This window comes from Rhizobium sp. R635, assembly GCF_002211285.1.
Taxonomy (GTDB): Bacteria; Pseudomonadota; Alphaproteobacteria; order Rhizobiales; family Rhizobiaceae; genus Rhizobium.
In genome coordinates, this window is record NZ_LOKX01000001.1 from 357,333 (window position 1) to 374,934 (window position 17,602).

Genomic DNA, 17,602 nt, shown 5'->3' on the forward strand with positions numbered 1-17,602 from the left:
GGGCGGGCGTGCAGCAGCAGGCAGAGATCATCAGTCCGAAACAGCCTGCGGTCAGCGATCTTCCGACGGTCGCGGTTGCCTTCGGCGGCGGCGGCGCGCGCGGGCTTTCTCATATCCATATCATCGAGACGCTCGACGAACTCGGCATTCGCCCGGTGGCGATTTCAGGTTCCTCGATCGGGTCGATCATGGGAGCCGGCATGGCTGCCGGCATGTCGGGCGCTGAGATCCGCGAACATGCGCTGGCGACCGTCGGCAACAAGACGGCCGTTGTCAGCCGCATCTGGGGCCTGAGGCCGGTGACGGTGCGCGATGCCGTGGCGAAGGGTATCCGCATCGGCCAGTTCAATCTGGAGCGGATTCTCAAGGCCTTCCTGCCGTCCGAGCTGCCGGCCCGTTTCGAGGACCTGCTGGTCCCGATGAAAGTCATCACGACGGATTATTACGGGCAGAGCGAAGTCATCATCGAAGAGGGCGAACTGTTTCCCGCACTTGCCGCCTCTTCCGCCATCCCCGCCGTCTTCATGCCGGTGCGCCTGCGCGGCCGGGTGATGATCGATGGCGGCATCAGCAATCCGGTGCCCTATGAACACCTGATGGATCTTGCCGATATCGTCGTCGGCATCGATGTCGTCGGCGCGCCGGAGGGTGATGGCACCCATATTCCGAACCGCATGGAGAGCATCTTCGGTTCCGGCCAGCTGATGATGCAGACCGCCATCACGTTGAAGCTGAAGCTCCGCGAGCCGCACATCTTCCTGCGCCCGACGGTCGGCCGCACCGGCGTCATGGATTTCCTCAAGGCCCGCGAAGTGCTCGCCATGTCCGTCGGCGTCAAGGACGACCTGAAATTCGCCCTCGACCGGGAAATTGAAGCGCGGTTAAAACGCTAAAGAACCTTGCACCGGAGCTATCGTACGCGTCCGGACGACAGGTACGAGCGGTTCACTGTGCATCGTTTCGGCTATGAGATCGGCATCGTCATTGTCGATTTCGAAGAGACCAAAGCGCAGCCTATAGCCCCAGTTCGATCGATCGCTCGTGAAAGACAGCTGGCCGAGGAGCGGCCGGATCGGTGTTTCCGCGGCTCGCCACCAGGCAACATCTCGTCTCCAGGGGCGGAAGCCGGGGTGAACTTCCACCTGATATGCCTCCGTTTCCTCAACCACGCCAATTGCCGTGAACGCCTGAAGGTGATCCTTGCCGCCAAATGTTTCGGTCGGCGAATAATAGATCACGCGATCGCCAGGCGCGCTTCGCTTAAGCGGAGCGGCCTTGCCATGACAGACTTGCATGAACCCGGCTTCGCGGCCGATGCGAACGTGATTTGCGGATGCGACAGCAATCCAGTTGCGGGACATGTGTCAGTCCTCCGCGACGTTGTAAACGCGCAGGCGATGCCCGTCGGGATCGGCTGCAACAAAGGTACGGCCGAAATCGAGATCGGTCGGCGGCAAAAGGATGGTTGCGCCCTTGCCTTGCCATTCGGCATGAAGCGTATCGACCATATCAACTGCCGCAACCTTGAAACCGACATCGCAGCCCCCGCCCGTTGCAGCCGGCGCCGGCTCGACGCCCGCCTTACCCCACAGTCCGAGCGCCAGCCCGGAGGGCAGGATGAACATGGCGAAGGTCGGGCTGGCCTCAACGGGATCCTGCCCGAGCAGTTGGCTATAGAAGCTGGTGCTTTTCGGCGCGTCTGCTACGAAAAGTAGAATGCTGTTGCTGTCGATCACGGTTCGTCTCCTGTGTGTCGCTCAAGACGACATCTACGGAGACCTGCTGACAGATTCTGGCAGTAGCCTTTTCCCCCTTTCCGCCTTTCGATCCCCTCAATCTTCCTGGAGTTGATTTAGGCATCCGCCGTTACATCGGCGGTAATCGCTAACGGATCGTCCTCGAAAGGATCGGCGGCGCGTTTCGGCTTGACCAGCGGTTCGGGCCGGACAGGATGGGAAAACAGCATGTCGCGCCCAGCCTGCAGCCCCTCGGAAACCTGCAGCACCAGACGCGCCTCGTCGCGTTTGCGGATATCCTCGCCGATTTCATAGGCATCGACCTCGGAAACACCAAGCGCTTCCAGCGTCCGCCGCCCGAAGAGCAGACCCGATTCCAGCGTTTCGCGCAGCTCGTAGTCGACGCCCTTGTTACGCAGTTCGATCGAGTGGATACGGTCGTAGGAGCGCACGTAGAGCCTGGTGTGCGGATAATCCGCCTGCACCAGTTCCACCACCTTGTCGGTGATCTCCTTCTTCTGCGTGCAGACGAGCACGATCTTCGCCCGGTCGATACCGGCCGAGCGCAGCACGTCCTTGCGGGCGCCGTCGCCGAAATAGATGCGGAAACCGAAAGAGGAGGCCTGGCGGATGCGGTCCGCCGAAAAATCGATGACGGTGACGCTGCGCCCGCCCGCCAGCAGGATCTGGGCGGCGATCTGGCCGAAACGCGAGAAGCCGACCATCAGCACGTCGGCGCCCGCACCTTCGAAATCTTCGTCCAGCTCTTCCTGTTCGTCGCCGCTGAGAAGCCGCTTGGAAAGTGCGGCCCCGATCGGCGTCAGCGCCATGGAAAGCGTCACGACCGCGACCAGCAGCGATGCCGTGCTCGTCGACATCAGTCCGACCGTACCCGCCGCGGTAAACAGCACGAAGCCGAATTCGCCGCCCTGCGGCAGCAGGAAGGCGATGCGGATGGCATCATTGTGCGCAGAGCCCGAGATCCGGCAGAGCCCGTAGATGATGATCGCCTTGACCGCCATGACGATCGGCACGGCGACGATGACGAAGAGGGCGTTGTCGAAGAGCACATCGAGCTCCAGCGACAGGCCGACGGCGATGAAGAAGATGGCGAGCAGTACGCCGCGGAAGGGCTCGATATCCGCTTCCAGCTCGTGCCTGTAGGAAGATTCTGCAAGCATGACGCCGGAAAGGAAGGCGCCCATCGCCATCGAAAGCCCGGCAAGCTGCATCAGGCTCGCCGATCCCATGACGACGAAGAGCGCGGCGGCGATCATCGCTTCGCGTGCGCCGGTGCGGGCGATGACCTGGAACAGCGGCGTCAGCAGGTAGCGCCCCATGACGATCATCGCCGCGACCGCGCCGACGGCGACGGCGAAATCGGTAAACGGCGCGTTGCTGCCCTTGTCGCCGCCATCGAGAATGGTGATCAGCGCCAAGAGCGGCACGATCGCCAGGTCCTGAAAGAGCAGCATCGAGAAGGAGCGCTGCCCGTATTTCGTGTTGACGTCGCCGTCACCTTCGAGGATCTGCATGGCGAAGGCCGTCGATGACAGCGCCAGGCCGAACCCGGCAACGATGCTGCCGCGCCAGTCGACGACATGGGAAAGCCAGGCGAGCGCGGTCAGCGCCAGCCCCGTCAGCACCACTTGCGCGGTGCCGAGGCCAAAAATGTCGCGCCGCATCTGCCAGAGGCGGCTGGGCTTGAGCTCCAGCCCGATGATGAAGAGCAGGAAGACGACGCCAAGCTCAGCCACGGCGAGGATCTGTTCGCCGTCCGTGATGCCGTGGAAGATCGGGCCGATGACGATGCCGGCGGCGAGGTAGCCGAGCACCGTGCCGAGCCCGAGTTTCTTGAAGATCGGAGCGGCGACCACCGCGCCCCCGAGCAGCAGGATCGTTTCGGAAAAGAGGTCGTTTGGCGCGGACATGCTGGCGATTTCTTTCAATGGCGGCGAGCATGCGGGCAGCCCCGACAAAGAATCGGTAGCGGCGGCCTTGATGCCTGGGAGAGTGCACAATAAATGGAAGCCGAAGGAAAGGCCAAATCATGTCCTCTGAAATCGATTCCTCGACACTTCTTTCCCGCGCAAGTCAATTGATCGATCTGGCAAGGAAGGCCGGGGCCGACGCGGCCGACGCCGTCGTCGTCCGGTCGCGCTCGCAATCGGTCAGCGTGCGTCTCGGCAAGGTCGAGGGAACGGAATCCTCCGAAAGCGACGATTTTTCGCTGCGCGTCTTCATCGGCAAGCGCGTCGCCAGCGTTTCGGCCAATCCGGGTTTCGATCTGCAGGCGCTTGCCGAACGCGCCGTCGCCATGGCGAAGGTTTCGCCGGAAGACCCCTTCGCCTGCCTGGCGGATGAGGCAAACCTTTCGAAATCCTATCCCGACCTGCAACTGCTCGACACCACGGAGGTTTCCTCCGAGATGCTGCGCGAGGCGGCTCTTGCCGCAGAGGCGGCGGCGCTTGCGGTCGAGGGCGTCACCAATTCTTCCGGCGCCGGCGCATCCGCCGGCATGGGCGGCCTCGTTCTTGCCACCTCGCACGGGTTCGAAGGCAGCTACATGGCCTCCCGTTTCGGCCATTCGGTCAGCGTCATCGCGGGCGAAGGCACCGGCATGGAGCGCGACTATGATTTCGACAGCCGCCTCTATTACGCCGATCTCGACGATCCCTCCGAAATCGGTCGCCGCGCCGGCGAGCGGGTGGTCAAACGCATCAATCCGCGCCAGGTGCCGACCGGCAAGAACGTCACCGTCGTCTTCGATCCGCGCGTTGCCCGCGGCTTCGTCGGCCATATCGCCGGTGCGATCAACGGCGCCGCCGTCGCCCGCAAGACCAGTTTCCTGCGCGACAAGATGGGCCAGCAGGTGCTGAAATCAGGCCTGTCGATCACCGACGATCCGCTGATCGTGCGCGGCCCTTCCTCACGCCCCTTCGACGGCGAGGGCGTGTCCGGCGAGCGGCTTGTCATGATCGAGGACGGTGTTCTCAAGCATTGGTTCCTCTCGACCTCGACCGGCCGTGAACTCGGTCTCGAAACCAATGGCCGCGGCGTGCGCGGCGGCACCGCCGTTTCGCCTTCCTCCAGCAACCTTGCCCTGGAACCCGGCGACATCTCGCCGGAGGAGTTGATCCGCAGCATCGGCACCGGTTTTTATGTCACCGAACTGATCGGCCACGGCGTCAACATGATCACCGGCGAATACAGCCGCGGCGCCACCGGCTTCTGGATCGAGAACGGCGAGCTCACCTTCCCGGTTTCAGAGGTGACGATCGCCTCGAACCTCAAGGACATGTTCATGCGCCTGACGCTGGCAAACGATATCGACCGCAAGTTCGGCGTCGCAGCCCCCACCTTCGCGATCGAAGGCATGACGCTGGCCGGGCGATAAGGAACGAGTAGACGGATGAGCGATACGGAAAAGGCTCGCTGGCAGAGCGATCTCGCGTTGATCGTCGAAGCGGCGAAAGAGGCGGGCGCGGTCGCTTTCGGTTTCTTCAACCAGTCCCCGGAGGTCTGGTGGAAGAACGAGGACCGTTCTCCCGTCAGCGCCGCCGATTTCGCCGCCAACAAGACGCTTGAAACGATCCTGCGCAAGGCCCGCCCGGATTATGGCTGGCTGTCTGAGGAAACCGAGGACGATGCCGACCGCCTCGCGCGCGAGACGCTGTTCATCGTCGATCCGATCGACGGCACGCGCGCCTTCCTCGGCGGCCAGAACGTCTGGTGCGTCAGCGTCGCCGTCGTTCATCGCGGCCGGCCGGTCGCCGGCGTGCTCTATGCGCCGGCGCTGGAAGAGCTTTATGAAGCCGTCGAAGGCGGCGTGGCGCTGAAAAACGGGTTGCCTTTCACGGTCTCTGACGCCGGTCCGGAGGAGACGAGCCGCATTGCGATCGGCGAAGACCTGCTGAAAACCTTTCCGCCGGCGTTTCGCGACCGGGTCACGCGCCATAAACACGTTCCCTCGCTTGCCTATCGCATCGCCATGGTGGCGGATGCCCGTCTCGAAGGCACCTTCGTCAAGGGCAATTCGCACGATTGGGATCTTGCCGCCGCCGATCTGATCCTTAGCCGCGCCGGCGGCGGCCTCGTCGATCTCGCCGGCAGGCCGATCCTTTACAATCGCGCCGACGTCACCCACAAGGTCCTCTGCGCGGCCCCGATCCCCCGCATCAGTGAATTCCTCGCCGCCTTTGCGGAACGACGAGACAGTTGACGTTTCCGTCAAAATCCCGCAGATGGAGTGGCGGAGGAGACTAGGCAGAAAGAGAACAAGAAAATGACTGACTCCGATGACAAGAAGCAGCTTTTGCACCTCGTTTTTGGCGGCGAGCTGGAAAACCTCGATGACGTCCAGTTCCGTGATCTGAGCGGTCTCGATATCGTCGGCATTTTCCCCGATTACGCCACGGCGCTGACCGCCTGGAAGGCGAAGGCGCAGCAGACGGTCGACAATGCGCATATGCGCTATTTCATCGTCCACATGCATCGTTTGCTCGATCCGCAGGAAAAGGCCAAGGGCAACTGATCTCAGCAGATGCTGCCGGCCAACCGCTCCTCAAGCGGGGATTTCGTGCACCGGCCGTCGGACGGTCGGGTTGTTTGACGCATTCTGAACAAAATGATCGGCCATTCCGGCCGCAACGATAATTGGGGAATGGGGTTGATGTCGATCGCTTTGGATCGGAGGCTGGCGCAATGAGCTCCCGGATGGCGCGGTTCGGTCTGAGCGCATATCGTCTGGCGGGAACCGTGGCCTCCCCGGTCGTCGGCCTCTATCTCACCTACCGCACGGCCAAGGGCAAGGAAGACCGCGCCCGTCGCCTGGAGCGCTTCGGCTATCCGAGCGCCAACCGGCCGCAAGGCCCGCTCGTCTGGTTCCACGCCGCAAGCGTCGGTGAAACCAACGCAGTCATCCCGCTGATCCGGGAAATCCGCCGCCGCGATATCCATGTCATCCTGACGACAGGCACGATCACATCGGCCAGGCTCGCCGCCGAGCGCATCGGCAACGAAGCGATCCATCAATATGTGCCGCTCGACCTGAAACCCTCCGTCAGCCGCTTTCTCGATTATTGGCAGCCCGATTGCGCCATCATCGCCGAATCCGAGATCTGGCCGGCAACGGTGCTGGAACTCGGCCGCCGCCGCATTCCGCAGATCCTGGTCAATGCCCGTATGTCGGACCGCTCCTTCGCCCGCTGGCGCCGCCGCCCGGCGATCGCCGAGGCCCTCTTCGAGAACCTCGCCCTCGTCATCGCCCAGTCGGATGTTGATGCCGAACGTTTCCGCGATCTCGGCGCCGTCCCGGTCATCACCTCGGGCAATCTGAAGGTCGATACCGACGCACCGCCCTATGACAGCGCTGTCTTCGCCCGCTACAAGAAGCAGATCGGCGAGCGTAAGACCTGGGCGGCAATCTCGACCTTCGACGGCGAGGAGAATGCCGCCGGCATCGTCCATCGCGCGCTAAAGGAGCGCGATCGCCAGTTGACGATCATCGTGCCGCGCCATCCCGAGCGCAGCGACGAAATCGAAGCGGCTCTCGTCAAGCAGGGACTGAAGGTCGCCCGCCGCACCCGCGACGATGTCTTGTCGGCCGATGTCGATATCTTCCTCGGCGATACGATCGGCGAAATGGGCCTCTATTTGAGACTGACGGAAATCGCTTTCGTCGGCCGCTCGCTCTTTGCCGAAGGCGGCCAGAATCCGTTGGAACCGGCCATGCTCGGCTGCGCCGTCCTCTCCGGCGGCAATGTGCAGAATTTCCGCGAGGCATATCAGAAGCTTGCCCGCAGCGGCAGCGCCCGCATGGTGCGCGATACCGAAATGCTGGCCAAGGGCGTGCACTACCTGCTGACCAATGACGAAGCCCGTCGCAGCATGATCGAGGCCGGCATTACCGCCGTGCACGACATGCGCGGCGCCTTGTCTGCGACGGTGAGGGGGCTGGAGCCCTATATCAATCCGCTCACCGTCAAGGCGCGGCTGTTGCCGAAGGCCATGGCTCAGGTCTGAGGAGGCAGAATGTCGGCCGCAACGCATATCAAGGGCATTCTCTTCGACAAGGACGGCACGCTGCTCGATTATGACGAGAGCTGGCTGCCGGTAAACCGGGAGCTCGCCCGCATCGCAGCCAAAGGCGATCAGGCTCTCGCCGACCAGCTGCTTGCCGCCTGCGGCATGAATCCCGAGACCGGCCATATCGTTCCCGACAGCCTGCTCGCGGCCGGCAATACGAGACAGATCGCCGAAGGCCTCGTGGCCGCAGGCTCGATGGTCGATGTCGACGAACTGACGGTCCGCCTCGACGACCTCTTTTCCAGCGCCGCCCAGTTTTCCGTGCCTGTGACCGACCTGGCAGGCTTCTTCGCCCGCCTGCATCGGCGCGGCTTCCGGCTGGGTGTCGCCTCCAGCGATAATGAACGTTCGATCCGCCAGACGGCCGAGCGTTTCGGTTTTGCCCAGTATGTCGATTACATCGCCGGCTACGACAGCGGATTCGGCACCAAGCCGGAGCCGGGAATGCTGCTCGGCTTCTGTGCCGCGACCGGTCTCTCGCCTGAAGAGATCGCCATGGTCGGCGATAACAACCACGATCTCCACATGGGGCTGAATGCCGGCGCCGGGTTGAGGATCGCGGTGCTGACGGGCACCGGTTCCCGGGATTCGCTCGCCGCGGCGGCCCATCATGTGCTCGACGATATCACCGGTATCGAGACGCTGCTGCCGGACCTGCAGCCGGCCTGATCGTAAGGGCTTGCATTTTCATTGATTTTGACCTCTCAATCCGGCCGGAAAACGGAAATTCCGCCGGGCAGGGGAGCGGGACGGCAAAATGATATCAGAAGCGCCGCCGTTCTGGTGGAGGAAAGCCGATTGGCGGGCCTGGCTGCTATCGCCGCTTTCTTTTCTGTACGGCCGTATCGCCGGCCACCGCATGGCCCATGCGCGGCGCGCCTCCGTTCCCATTCCGGTCATCTGTGTCGGTAATTTCACCGTCGGCGGCGCCGGCAAGACGCCGACGGCGCTCGCGATCGCCCGCGCCGCCAAGGCGAAGGGTCTGAAGCCCGGTTTTCTCAGCAGGGGCTATGGCGGTTCGCTCGATGTGACGACGGTGGTCGATCCCGATCATCACCGGGCGGTCGCCGTCGGCGATGAGCCATTGCTGCTTGCTCAGGAAGCGTTGACGGTGATTTCCCGCAAGCGTGCCGACGGCGCCCGGCGCCTGGTGGCGGAGGGCGCCGATCTCATCATCATGGATGACGGTTTCCAGAGCGCCCGGCTGGCGATCGACTATGCCCTGCTCGTCATCGATGCGACGCGCGGCCTCGGCAACGGCCATATCGTGCCGGGCGGGCCGGTACGCGCGCCGATCCGCCAGCAATTGCGGCATGCGACGGCTCTGCTGAAAGTCGGCGGGGGCAATGCCGCCGACGGGATCGTGCGCATGGCGGCGCGGGCAGCCAAACCCTATTTCACCGCATCGCTGAAGGTGCGCGGCGACAATACGCTTGCGGGCGTCAAGGTGCTCGCCTTCGCCGGCATCGCCGATCCCGCCAAATTCTTCCGTACGGTCGAATCGCGCGGCGCCGAGATCATGGTCGCCAAACGCTTCGGCGATCACGAGCACCTGACCGAGGAGGAGATCGACGATATCCTGGCGACCGCCGAAAGCCAGGGCCTGCTGATCGTCACCACCTCCAAGGATTTCGTCCGCCTCTCCGGTCATCACGGCGGGGCGAAGCGGCTCGCGGAAAAAAGCCGGGTGATCGAGGTCGACATGGTGTTCGAGGATCACCTCGCCGCAGGCCTGATCATCGATCGGGCGATCGTCGCCTGCCGCGAGCGGCGCCTGCGGGAAATGAAAGCCGGGAGCAAGCCCAGCAAGAGCGCATAGCGGTTTGCGTCCGGACTGCGTTAACGCCGCTGGTTCGGCAGCACCCCGGCGCGTTTGTCGGCCTCGAGCGAGGCGCTCACGTCGGCATAGGGCTCCTGCCGGGCGACGCTCCAGTAGCGCAACTCGTCGAGCGGGACATGTTTCCCGGTCATTGCGCAGACGACATAGGAGCCGGGCGAGAGAATCTGGAAGTCGCCATCGAGATACCGGATCTTCGCTTCGCGGTTTCCGTGTCCTTCGAACAAATTCATGCGCTCCGTTCCCTGCAGTCTTTCATCAATCTGCCATACTCCCGGCAAGGCCATTTTTCCAGCTTTTTCAGCTCCGGCCGAAAAGCCGTTCGATATCGCTGAGCTTCAATTCGATATAGGTCGGACGGCCGTGATTGCACTGGCCGGAGCCGGGCGTCACTTCCATTTCTCTCAGCAGCGCGTTCATTTCCTCCGCCCGCAGCCGCCGCCCGGAGCGTACCGACCCATGGCAGGCCATGGTCGCCGCCACATATTCGAGCTTGGCCGAGAGGCCTGAGGCCGTATCCCATTCGGCGATCTCGTCGGCAAGCTGGCGGATGAGGCCGTGCGCATCGACCTCGCCGAGCATCGCCGGCGTCTCGCGCACGGCAATCGCCCCGGGGCCGAAACGTTCGATCGCAAGGCCAAGCTCGGCAAGCTCCGCCGCGTGCGGCATCAGCCGGTCGCAATCCTCTTCGGGAAGATCGATGATCTCGGGGATGAGCAGCACTTGCGAGGCCAGCCGCTTGGAATGCAGCGCCTTGCGCATCGCCTCGAAGACCAGCCGCTCGTGCGCGGCATGCTGGTCGACGATGACCAGGCCGTCTTCGGTCTGGGCGACGATATAGTTGGCGTGGATCTGCGCCCGAGCCGCGCCGAGCGGATATCGGGTGACTGTTTCGGGGGCTGCCGGCGCGGTGGCAGGCTGCGGCTCCGCCCGTGCCGTCGGCGTCGTAAGTCCGTCGAAGGAGGCTTGCGGCCGTTCGGCGAAACCGGCTGCCGGCTGATAGGGACGGGAAGGTGAGGTTTCGGCCGACCATGGCGCCGACGGCCGCTGCACATGCGGCTGGAAGCCGGGGCGAAAGGAGCGCAGCATGTCGCTCGCCCCGGTCGTTGCCGCCCGGCTGCCGTCGCGCGCCAGGGCCTCGCGGACCGCGCCGACGATCAGGCCGCGCACCAGGCCCGGGTCGCGGAAGCGCACGTCGGATTTCGCCGGATGCACGTTGACGTCGACGAGCGCCGGATCGAGCGCGATCGACAGCACCGCGACCGGATAGCGCCCTGATGGAATCGTTTCGGCATAGGCGCCGCGGATCGCCGAGAGGATCAGCTTGTCCTGCACCGGCCGGCCGTTGACGAAGGCATATTGGTGGGCGGAGTTGCCGCGATTGAAGGTCGGTACGCCGGCAAAGCCGGTCAGCGAGACCTCCTCGCGCACAGCGTCGAGCGCGATGGCGTTGTCGCGGAATTCCTTGCCGAGCACCTGCGCCATGCGCGCCAGATGATCCTCGCCGGTCGCGGGAAATTCCAGTGTCGTCCGATCCGAGCCGGAGAGTACGAAGCGGACGGCGGGAAAGGCGATCGCCATGCGTTTGACGATCTCGGTGATGGCGCCGGCCTCGGCTTTTTCGGTCTTCAGGAATTTCAGCCGGGCGGGCGTGGCGAAGAACAGGTCGCGCACTTCGACGATCGTGCCGGGATTGGCTGCTGCCGGCCTCAAATGCATGATCCTGCCGCCGGCAACGGCGATCTCGTTGCCGCCCGCGCTGTCGCGCCTGCGGCTGGCGATGCTGAGCCTTGCGACGGAGCCGATCGAGGGCAGCGCCTCGCCGCGGAAGCCGAGCGTGCGGATATCCTCGAGCGTCTCGGAAATTTTCGAGGTGCAATGGCGCCGGACCGCCAGTTCCAAATCGGCCGCATCCATGCCGGAGCCGTTGTCGCTGACCCGCAACAGCGCCTTGCCGCCGCCTGCCGTAGCGATCTCGATGCGCGTCGCGCCGGCGTCGAGCGCGTTTTCGATCAGTTCCTTGGCAGCACTTGCCGGCCGTTCGATGACTTCGCCGGCGGCGATCTGGTTGATGAGCGTTTCGGAGAGCTGTCTGATGGCCATGGGCTATTTTCGGGGATTCGCGGGCTGGAGGGAAGGGGTCTCGGATCGCTTTGCCAAACTGCGATTCCCCAGCTTTCTCAAATTTGGGGATTGGTAGTGTTAAGCCGGTTTTAACATAAAAATGGCATTTCTAATCACACACCTCCGGAAGCCGCGAAATCGAACAGATGTGGGACGAAATGGAATGAGTGCCGGCTTCGAAAAGGCGGACACATCATCAGAAACCGACGGGACTCTCGCCGGGGCCGATCTCCAGACGGCGCTTTTCGATGCGGTGTGCGACAGCCTTTCGGCGGCCTTCATCATCTACGACAAGAACGATCATCTGATCTTCGCAAGCCGCCAGACCCTCGAATTCTTCCCGCTGCCGCCCGAGATGCTGAAACCGGGCACGCGGCTTCGCGATTTCCTCGGCGCGGTCTACGACACCGGCATTCGCCAGCAGTATGATGGCAGGCAGGGCGGTTCGCTGAGCCGCGAGGACTGGCTGTCGCAGAAAATCGCCTCGCATTGGCGCGAGCGCTTCGATGCCGTCGAGCGCCATGGTCCGGACAGCTGGGTCCGCTTCGTCAAACGCAGGCTGCCGAGCGGTTACGGCGTCACCGTGATCTCAGACATGTCGGAGGACAAGAAGCGCGAAGAGCAATGGCGCTCGGACCTGGAGCGTGTGCAGCTGACCGAGGACATTCTCGACAATCTGCCGTTCCCGCTTTTCGTCAAAGACCGCAACCTTACCTACGTCGCCGTGAACCTTGCCTTCTGCGAGAAATATCAGACGAGCGCCGATGAGGTGCTCGGCCGCAAGAGCGGCGATCTCTTTTCGCCGGAGATCGCCAAGCGGTTCGAGGAAAGCGATCGTCATGTGCTGGAAACCGGCGAGATGTCCGTCGCCCGCCAGCGCCAGATCTCCCGCGACGGCATCGAGCGCGACATCGTCAGCCGCAAGCATCGCATCGGCAAGCCCGGCCGCTACTTCCTGGTCTCCACCACGCAGGACCTGCCGCGCGACGGCGCCGATCTCGATGAGTTCGACCGGGCGTCCGCAATTACCACGTCAAGCAATCAGAGCTACCGCCGCGCCTATCTGCCTGCGCCGAGCGCGGCCGAGCGGCGCGAGCCGGCGGCGATGGAAGCGATCGTGCCGGAGAATTTCTCCGGCCGGAAGATTCTCGTCGTCACCGCCGATCTCGCCGCCGAGACCGCGGCCTTGCGCACATTGTCGAAATACGGCTTCGAATCCTGCGCGGTGCGCGGCGAGGACGAGGAGGAGCGGTTCCTGGAAATCGCCACGTCCTCCGGCATTTCGCTCGATCTTCTGATCATCGACAACCAGATGGGAATGCGCTGCCTCGAACTCGCCGAGCAATACGGCATCCCGACGCTCGTCATGGACGGGTTCCAGATTGCCAACGAACTCACCTTCCAGATCGCCCGCCATTTCAACCGCAACAGCCGGGGCGCCGGCGGTTCGGATACGGATTGGGAAATCAGCATTTCCGACGAAGTCACGGGCCTGCAGGTTCTCGTGGCCGAAGACAACGATATCAACCAGATCGTTTTTTCGCAGATCCTCGAAGGGCTCGGTTACCGCCATATGATCGCGGCGACCGGCGACGAGGCCGTGCGCCTATGGGCCGAACATCGGCCGCAGATCGTACTGATGGATATTTCTCTGCCGGGTTTCAACGGCTTCGAGGCCGCGCGTCTCATCCGGCAGATGGAGGAAACCGGCGGCGGGATACGCACGCCGATCATCGGCGTTCTCACCCAGGCCTTCGAGCGCGACCGCGCCGAATGCGTCAAGGCAGGCATGGACGACGTCATCATGAAGCCGGTCAGCCCCGATATGCTCGAAATGGTATTTCAAAACTATCTGATGGAAGAGGCTGCACGGGCGCGAAACTGACGAACATCCGTCAACTCCCCAGATTTTGGGGCGCTCCGCGCCGCGACGGCCGCTGATTTACTATCGAATTGTTAAGATATGGCGGTCATTCTTTATGCGGCTGCGGAGGAAAAGCTCAGGTTTGGATAATGAAGTCGGCGGAAACAGCTTCTTTCCTGACCGTGAGTCAGAACGAGCTTCAGGCAATGGCCTATACCGATCCGCTGACCGGATTGGGAAACCGCAACCGTATGCGGGAGAAGGTCCTGCAGATTTCCGCCGAGCGCGCCAGCGACCCGGCCCCTTTTACCATCGGCATTGCCAATCTCGACAGCTTCAAGCCGATCAATGATCTTTTCGGCTCTGCGGCGGGTGACGAGATCCTTTGCCAGGTGGCGCATCGCCTCAAGGCCTGCATTCCCGACGGTGCGCTGGTCACGCGCCATGATGGCGATGAATTCGCCTTCGTGCTGCCGCTGATCTTCGAGCGGGCGAGTGCCGAGAAATTCGGCCAGATGATCCGCGAGGTGCTGTCGGCGCCCTATGACCTCGGCGACCGCAACGTCCGCCTTTCCGCTTCCTTCGGCTTCGCCATCTATCCCTTCGCCGGAGAAGATTGCGAAGAGTTGCTGAAGAGCGCTGAAACCGCGCTCTACCGCTCCAAGCGCCGCGGCCGCGGCCAGATCACCGTCTATTCGCGCGAAATCGCACAGGAAATGAAGCGAGCGACGCAGTTGGAGCAGGCGCTCAGAAACGCCATCATATCAGACGCGATCGACGTGCATTTCCAGCCAATCGTCTCGCTGTCCAACAATCAGGTCCTGGGCTTCGAGGCGCTTGCCCGCTGGAACGATCCCGATCTCGGCTTCGTCTCGCCCGGCGTCTTCGTACCGCTCGCCGAAGAGCGCGGCTTCATCGATGCGCTGTCGGAGGCGCTCTTGCGCAAGGCTGCGGAAGCGGCGCTTTCCTGGCCGCGCGAACTCTTCCTGTCGTTCAATCTCTCCTCCGCGCAGCTGATGGATCCGGGCACGAGCAGCAGCGTCCTGTCTATCCTCGGCCGCGTCGGCTTTGATCCGCATCGCCTGGAGCTGGAGATCACCGAGACCGCGGTGATGGGCTCGGCTGACACCGCTCACCGCATCATCGCCGATCTGCGCGCCGCCGGCGTGCGCATCTCGCTTGATGATTTCGGAACCGGCCAGTCGAGCCTCGGGCGCCTGCGTGACTTCATCTTCGACAAGATCAAGATCGATCGCGCCTTCGTCTCGCGTATCAATTCCGACCGTGCCTCCGAACACATCATCAAGGCGATCCTCGCCATGTGCGAGGGCCTGGAACTGGAAGTCGTGGCGGAAGGCATCGAGGATTATACAGAAGCGGTGAAATTGCGCACGCTCGGCTGTGGCATGGGCCAGGGCTATCACTTCGGCCGTCCGGCGGACGGTATCGCCACGCTGCGTTTCCTGCACGAAAACTATTACGACGCAACGCTCGCGGAGCGTGCCAGCGCATAAGGCCGACTTTCACATAAATAAAACGATGGCGCCCCTAGGAGCGCCATCGTCTACGCTATACTACCGTGCACGGGTTACTTCGGCGTGGTCGAGCCGGTCGCCGTGGTGTCGGTGCCCGTCGCGGCCGGAGCCTTCTCAGCCGACTGCATTGCCAGCGTCTTGAACTCAGGTGCGGCCTTCAGCGATTCAGCCGTTTCATCGGTCGTCAGCTTGACGCTGCCATCCTGGGTGTTCTGGGCGATGGTGATCTTGTCCATCGGGACGGCGACGTTCTTTTCGCCGATACCGAGGAAGCCGCCGACGCCGACGATCGCGGCAACGATGCCGCCGTCCTTCTTGAGGATCAGGTCGTTGACGCTGCCGATGCTTTCATTGTTGGCATTATAGACCGACTGGCCGATATAGGTGTTGGCGCTGACCTGGTCGGGCGCCTGTTCGGTCAGATAAGCGGCCTGAGCGGTGTCGGCCGTCGGTGCCGGGGCCGGAGCCTGTGCGGCATCACCTGCGGGTTTCGTGACGTCAGGTGTCACCGGCGGTTTCGGTGCTGCCGGATCGGCGGGAGCTGCCTGCGTCGGAGCGGCAGGGTCTGCCGGCTGGGGGGCCGTCTGCGAGAATGCCGCCGGTGCGAAAGCCGTGGCAAACAATGCGCCAGCGGCAACGGTCGTCAGAAGTTTGCGTGTCATTTCGAACCTACTTTCATTTCCCTGGAGCAGTTGGTGACGCGACAAAGCCTGTTTTTCAGGCATTCGTGCCGCGCCGGTTCGAAGAGGAAATGACTGGTGGGCCTATTGGTTCCGGCTGAAAACACGGAAAATTTCTCGATTTTCACGGAACATTTATCGAAGAGCCGGCCGTAAAATGCAAAAAGCGCTCCACTTGGGAGCGCTTTCATTGCCGAGGGCCATCGGTATTCAGATCACGTATACGGGATCGAATATGCCCTTGACGTCGATGCCGAGCTCCAGCAGCGCGCCGGCGCTGGGCTGCGCCGAACGGGCATCCTCGTCGAGCCCTTCCCAGGCGGTCGTCACCGCCAGCCGGCCGGCATTGGCGCCGATGAAGGCAGGGCAGGAGGGCTGGACGGCGGGAACCTTATAGCGTGAGATGCGCAGGCCGTCCGGATTGTACCGGTCGACGACGCCGGCGCCCCAGCGCGCATTCCAGATATAGCCGTCGGCATCGACTACCGAACCGTCGATACCGCCGGGCTCGTTCATGCTGTCGACGAGCACGATCGGCTCGCCGGCAGGCAGACCGGTCTGCGGATCGACCATGACGCGCATCAGCCGGTTGATGCGGGAATCCGTGTAGTAGCCGATCGTGCCGTCCGGGGAAAAGCAGATGGAATTCGGAATGCTGATGCCGTTGAAGATCTTCGTCACCTTGCCGCCGGCGACGTGATAGATGGCGCCGGCCTGGTTTTCCGCCCGCTTGCTCATCGTGCCGATCCAGAGTGAGCCGGAGGGATGGGTGCGGCCGTCGTTCGAGCGGTTTTCCGGCCTGTCGTTTTCGAGCGCGGCATAGAAGGTGAGGTTGCCGCTGCCCACGTCGCGCACGAAAAGCCCCTCCTCGGTCGCGATCAGCTGCCGTCCGGCGTCGATGCGGGCCAGCACGCTTGCCATGACCGGCAGCGAATGGACCTTTTTGGCGCGTGTCGAAAGGTTGAGCTCGTGCAGTTCCTTGCCGAGGATGTTGAACCACCAGACGGTATCGCTGTCCGGATCATAGGTCGGACCTTCGCCGAGAACGGAATTGGTGTTGCAAAGGGTCTTGCCCTCGAACTCGTAGATGTCGGTCATACGTTCACGCTCCCATGGCTGCATCATAGGCGTAAATGGTCGCCTTGGCGCGCTCGGCAACCTCTGCCGCGGTCATTCCCGGTTTGTAGATGCTGGTGCCGAGGCCGAAGGCGAAGATGCCGGCTTTGGTGTAATCGGCGAAATTCTTGTCCGATACGCCGCCGACGGCGGCGATCGTGAGCTCCGGCGGCAGGATCGCCCGGATCGCGGTGATGCCGGAGGGACCGAGCACGCTGGCGGGAAAGAATTTGAGGCCGGTGGCGCCGGCACGCGCTGCAGCCAGCGCTTCGGTCGGCGTAAAGACGCCAGGCATCGTCACCATGCGGTATTCACGCGCCCGGATGATCACCTCGGGCTCGACATTCGGTGTGACGAGCAGCTTGCCGCCGGCCGCATCGAGGCTGTCGACCGCTTCGACGGTCAGCACCGTGCCGGCGCCGATCAGCACCTCGGCCGGCGCCATTTTCGCGGCGATCTCGATGGATTTGAACGGCTCCGGCGAATTGAGCGGGATCTCGATCGCCGTCAGGCCGTTTTCGATCAGGGCGCCGACGACGCTTTCGGTCTCGTCGGGCCTGATGCCGCGAAGGATGGCGATCAGCGGGCGCTTCATCTCGGGGAAGGGGATGCGGTTCATCGTG

The 17,602-nt window shown here is 63.1% G+C and carries 17 protein-coding genes; 9 read left to right on the forward strand and 8 right to left on the reverse strand.

The features are described 5' to 3' along the window. Nucleotides 1–8: 8 nt before the first annotated feature. A complete protein-coding gene (locus ATY78_RS01670) occupies nt 9–893 on the forward strand; it encodes a patatin-like phospholipase family protein (protein WP_088680595.1) in 885 nt (294 codons plus the stop codon). Here the strand turns inward: ATY78_RS01670 and ATY78_RS01675 are convergent. The 3 genes from ATY78_RS01675 to ATY78_RS01685 all read right to left on the reverse strand — a co-directional run bounded on the left by ATY78_RS01675 (nt 882) and on the right by ATY78_RS01685 (nt 3,667). Beyond that, a complete protein-coding gene (locus tag ATY78_RS01675) occupies nt 882–1,361 on the reverse strand; it encodes an EVE domain-containing protein (RefSeq protein WP_088680596.1) in 480 nt (159 codons plus the stop codon). The genes ATY78_RS01670 and ATY78_RS01675 overlap by 12 nt on opposite strands. 3 nt (nt 1,362–1,364) lie before the next feature. Further along, the gene (locus tag ATY78_RS01680) at nt 1,365–1,736 is read right to left on the reverse strand and encodes a VOC family protein (protein WP_088680597.1); all 372 of its coding nucleotides are present in this window, start codon (nt 1,734–1,736) and stop codon (nt 1,365–1,367) included. Nucleotides 1,737–1,852: 116 nt separating this feature from the next. Next, nucleotides 1,853–3,667, reverse strand: a complete 1,815-nt coding sequence (locus tag ATY78_RS01685; RefSeq protein WP_088680598.1) for a monovalent cation:proton antiporter-2 (CPA2) family protein — start codon at nt 3,665–3,667, stop codon at nt 1,853–1,855. A 119-nt stretch (nt 3,668–3,786) separates the two neighbouring features. Between ATY78_RS01685 and ATY78_RS01690 the strand changes: the two genes are divergently transcribed. From ATY78_RS01690 to lpxK, 6 genes are all read left to right on the forward strand, one after another. Beyond that, nucleotides 3,787–5,133, forward strand: a complete 1,347-nt coding sequence (locus tag ATY78_RS01690) for a TldD/PmbA family protein (RefSeq protein WP_088680599.1) — start codon at nt 3,787–3,789, stop codon at nt 5,131–5,133. 15 nt (nt 5,134–5,148) lie between these two features. Continuing rightward, nucleotides 5,149–5,958, forward strand: coding sequence for a 3'(2'),5'-bisphosphate nucleotidase CysQ (locus tag ATY78_RS01695; RefSeq protein WP_088680600.1), 810 nt, complete (start codon nt 5,149–5,151; stop codon nt 5,956–5,958). A gap of 63 nt (nt 5,959–6,021) precedes the next feature. After that, nucleotides 6,022–6,270 (forward strand): DUF4170 domain-containing protein, encoded by a 249-nt coding sequence (locus tag ATY78_RS01700; RefSeq protein ID WP_088680601.1) that lies wholly within the window; start codon nt 6,022–6,024, stop codon nt 6,268–6,270. Between the two features lie 170 nt (nt 6,271–6,440). Then, entirely contained in the window at nt 6,441–7,760 is a 1,320-nt protein-coding gene (gene waaA, locus ATY78_RS01705) for a lipid IV(A) 3-deoxy-D-manno-octulosonic acid transferase (RefSeq protein WP_088680602.1), read from the forward strand. Between the two features lie 9 nt (nt 7,761–7,769). Beyond that, a complete protein-coding gene (locus tag ATY78_RS01710) occupies nt 7,770–8,492 on the forward strand; it encodes an HAD family hydrolase (protein WP_088680603.1) in 723 nt (240 codons plus the stop codon). Between the two features lie 88 nt (nt 8,493–8,580). Beyond that, nucleotides 8,581–9,642, forward strand: coding sequence for a tetraacyldisaccharide 4'-kinase (lpxK, locus tag ATY78_RS01715; RefSeq protein WP_088680604.1), 1,062 nt, complete (start codon nt 8,581–8,583; stop codon nt 9,640–9,642). Nucleotides 9,643–9,662: 20 nt separating this feature from the next. Here lpxK and ATY78_RS01720 read toward each other — a convergent pair whose 3' ends face one another. Beyond that, a complete protein-coding gene (locus tag ATY78_RS01720; RefSeq protein WP_088680832.1) occupies nt 9,663–9,893 on the reverse strand; it encodes a DUF2093 domain-containing protein in 231 nt (76 codons plus the stop codon). 67 nt (nt 9,894–9,960) lie between these two features. Continuing rightward, on the reverse strand, nt 9,961–11,763 hold the full coding sequence (gene mutL, locus ATY78_RS01725; RefSeq protein WP_088680605.1) for a DNA mismatch repair endonuclease MutL: 1,803 nt from the start codon (nt 11,761–11,763) through the stop codon (nt 9,961–9,963). A gap of 184 nt (nt 11,764–11,947) precedes the next feature. Here mutL and ATY78_RS01730 point away from each other — a divergent pair, with 184 nt between their 5' ends. Beyond that, complete coding sequence (locus tag ATY78_RS01730; protein ID WP_088680606.1) at nt 11,948–13,669, forward strand: response regulator; 1,722 nt, start codon at nt 11,948–11,950, stop codon at nt 13,667–13,669. Nucleotides 13,670–13,794: 125 nt separating this feature from the next. Further along, nucleotides 13,795–15,162: an EAL domain-containing protein gene (locus ATY78_RS01735; RefSeq protein WP_088680833.1), complete on the forward strand. Its 1,368-nt coding sequence runs from the start codon at nt 13,795–13,797 to the stop codon at nt 15,160–15,162. Nucleotides 15,163–15,236: 74 nt separating this feature from the next. On the opposite strand, the gene ATY78_RS01740 is transcribed toward ATY78_RS01735, so the two are convergent. The 3 genes from ATY78_RS01740 to ATY78_RS01750 form a co-directional block, all read right to left on the reverse strand. Next, the gene (locus ATY78_RS01740; protein WP_088680607.1) at nt 15,237–15,845 is read right to left on the reverse strand and encodes a PRC-barrel domain-containing protein; all 609 of its coding nucleotides are present in this window, start codon (nt 15,843–15,845) and stop codon (nt 15,237–15,239) included. Nucleotides 15,846–16,073: 228 nt separating this feature from the next. Continuing rightward, nucleotides 16,074–16,961, reverse strand: coding sequence for an SMP-30/gluconolactonase/LRE family protein (locus tag ATY78_RS01745; RefSeq protein WP_088680608.1), 888 nt, complete (start codon nt 16,959–16,961; stop codon nt 16,074–16,076). Between the two features lie 4 nt (nt 16,962–16,965). Next, nucleotides 16,966–17,598 carry a 2-dehydro-3-deoxy-6-phosphogalactonate aldolase gene (locus ATY78_RS01750; protein WP_088680609.1) on the reverse strand — a complete coding sequence of 211 codons (633 nt, stop codon included), beginning with the start codon at nt 17,596–17,598 and terminating at the stop codon, nt 16,966–16,968. Between the last annotated feature and the right edge of the window lie 4 nt (nt 17,599–17,602).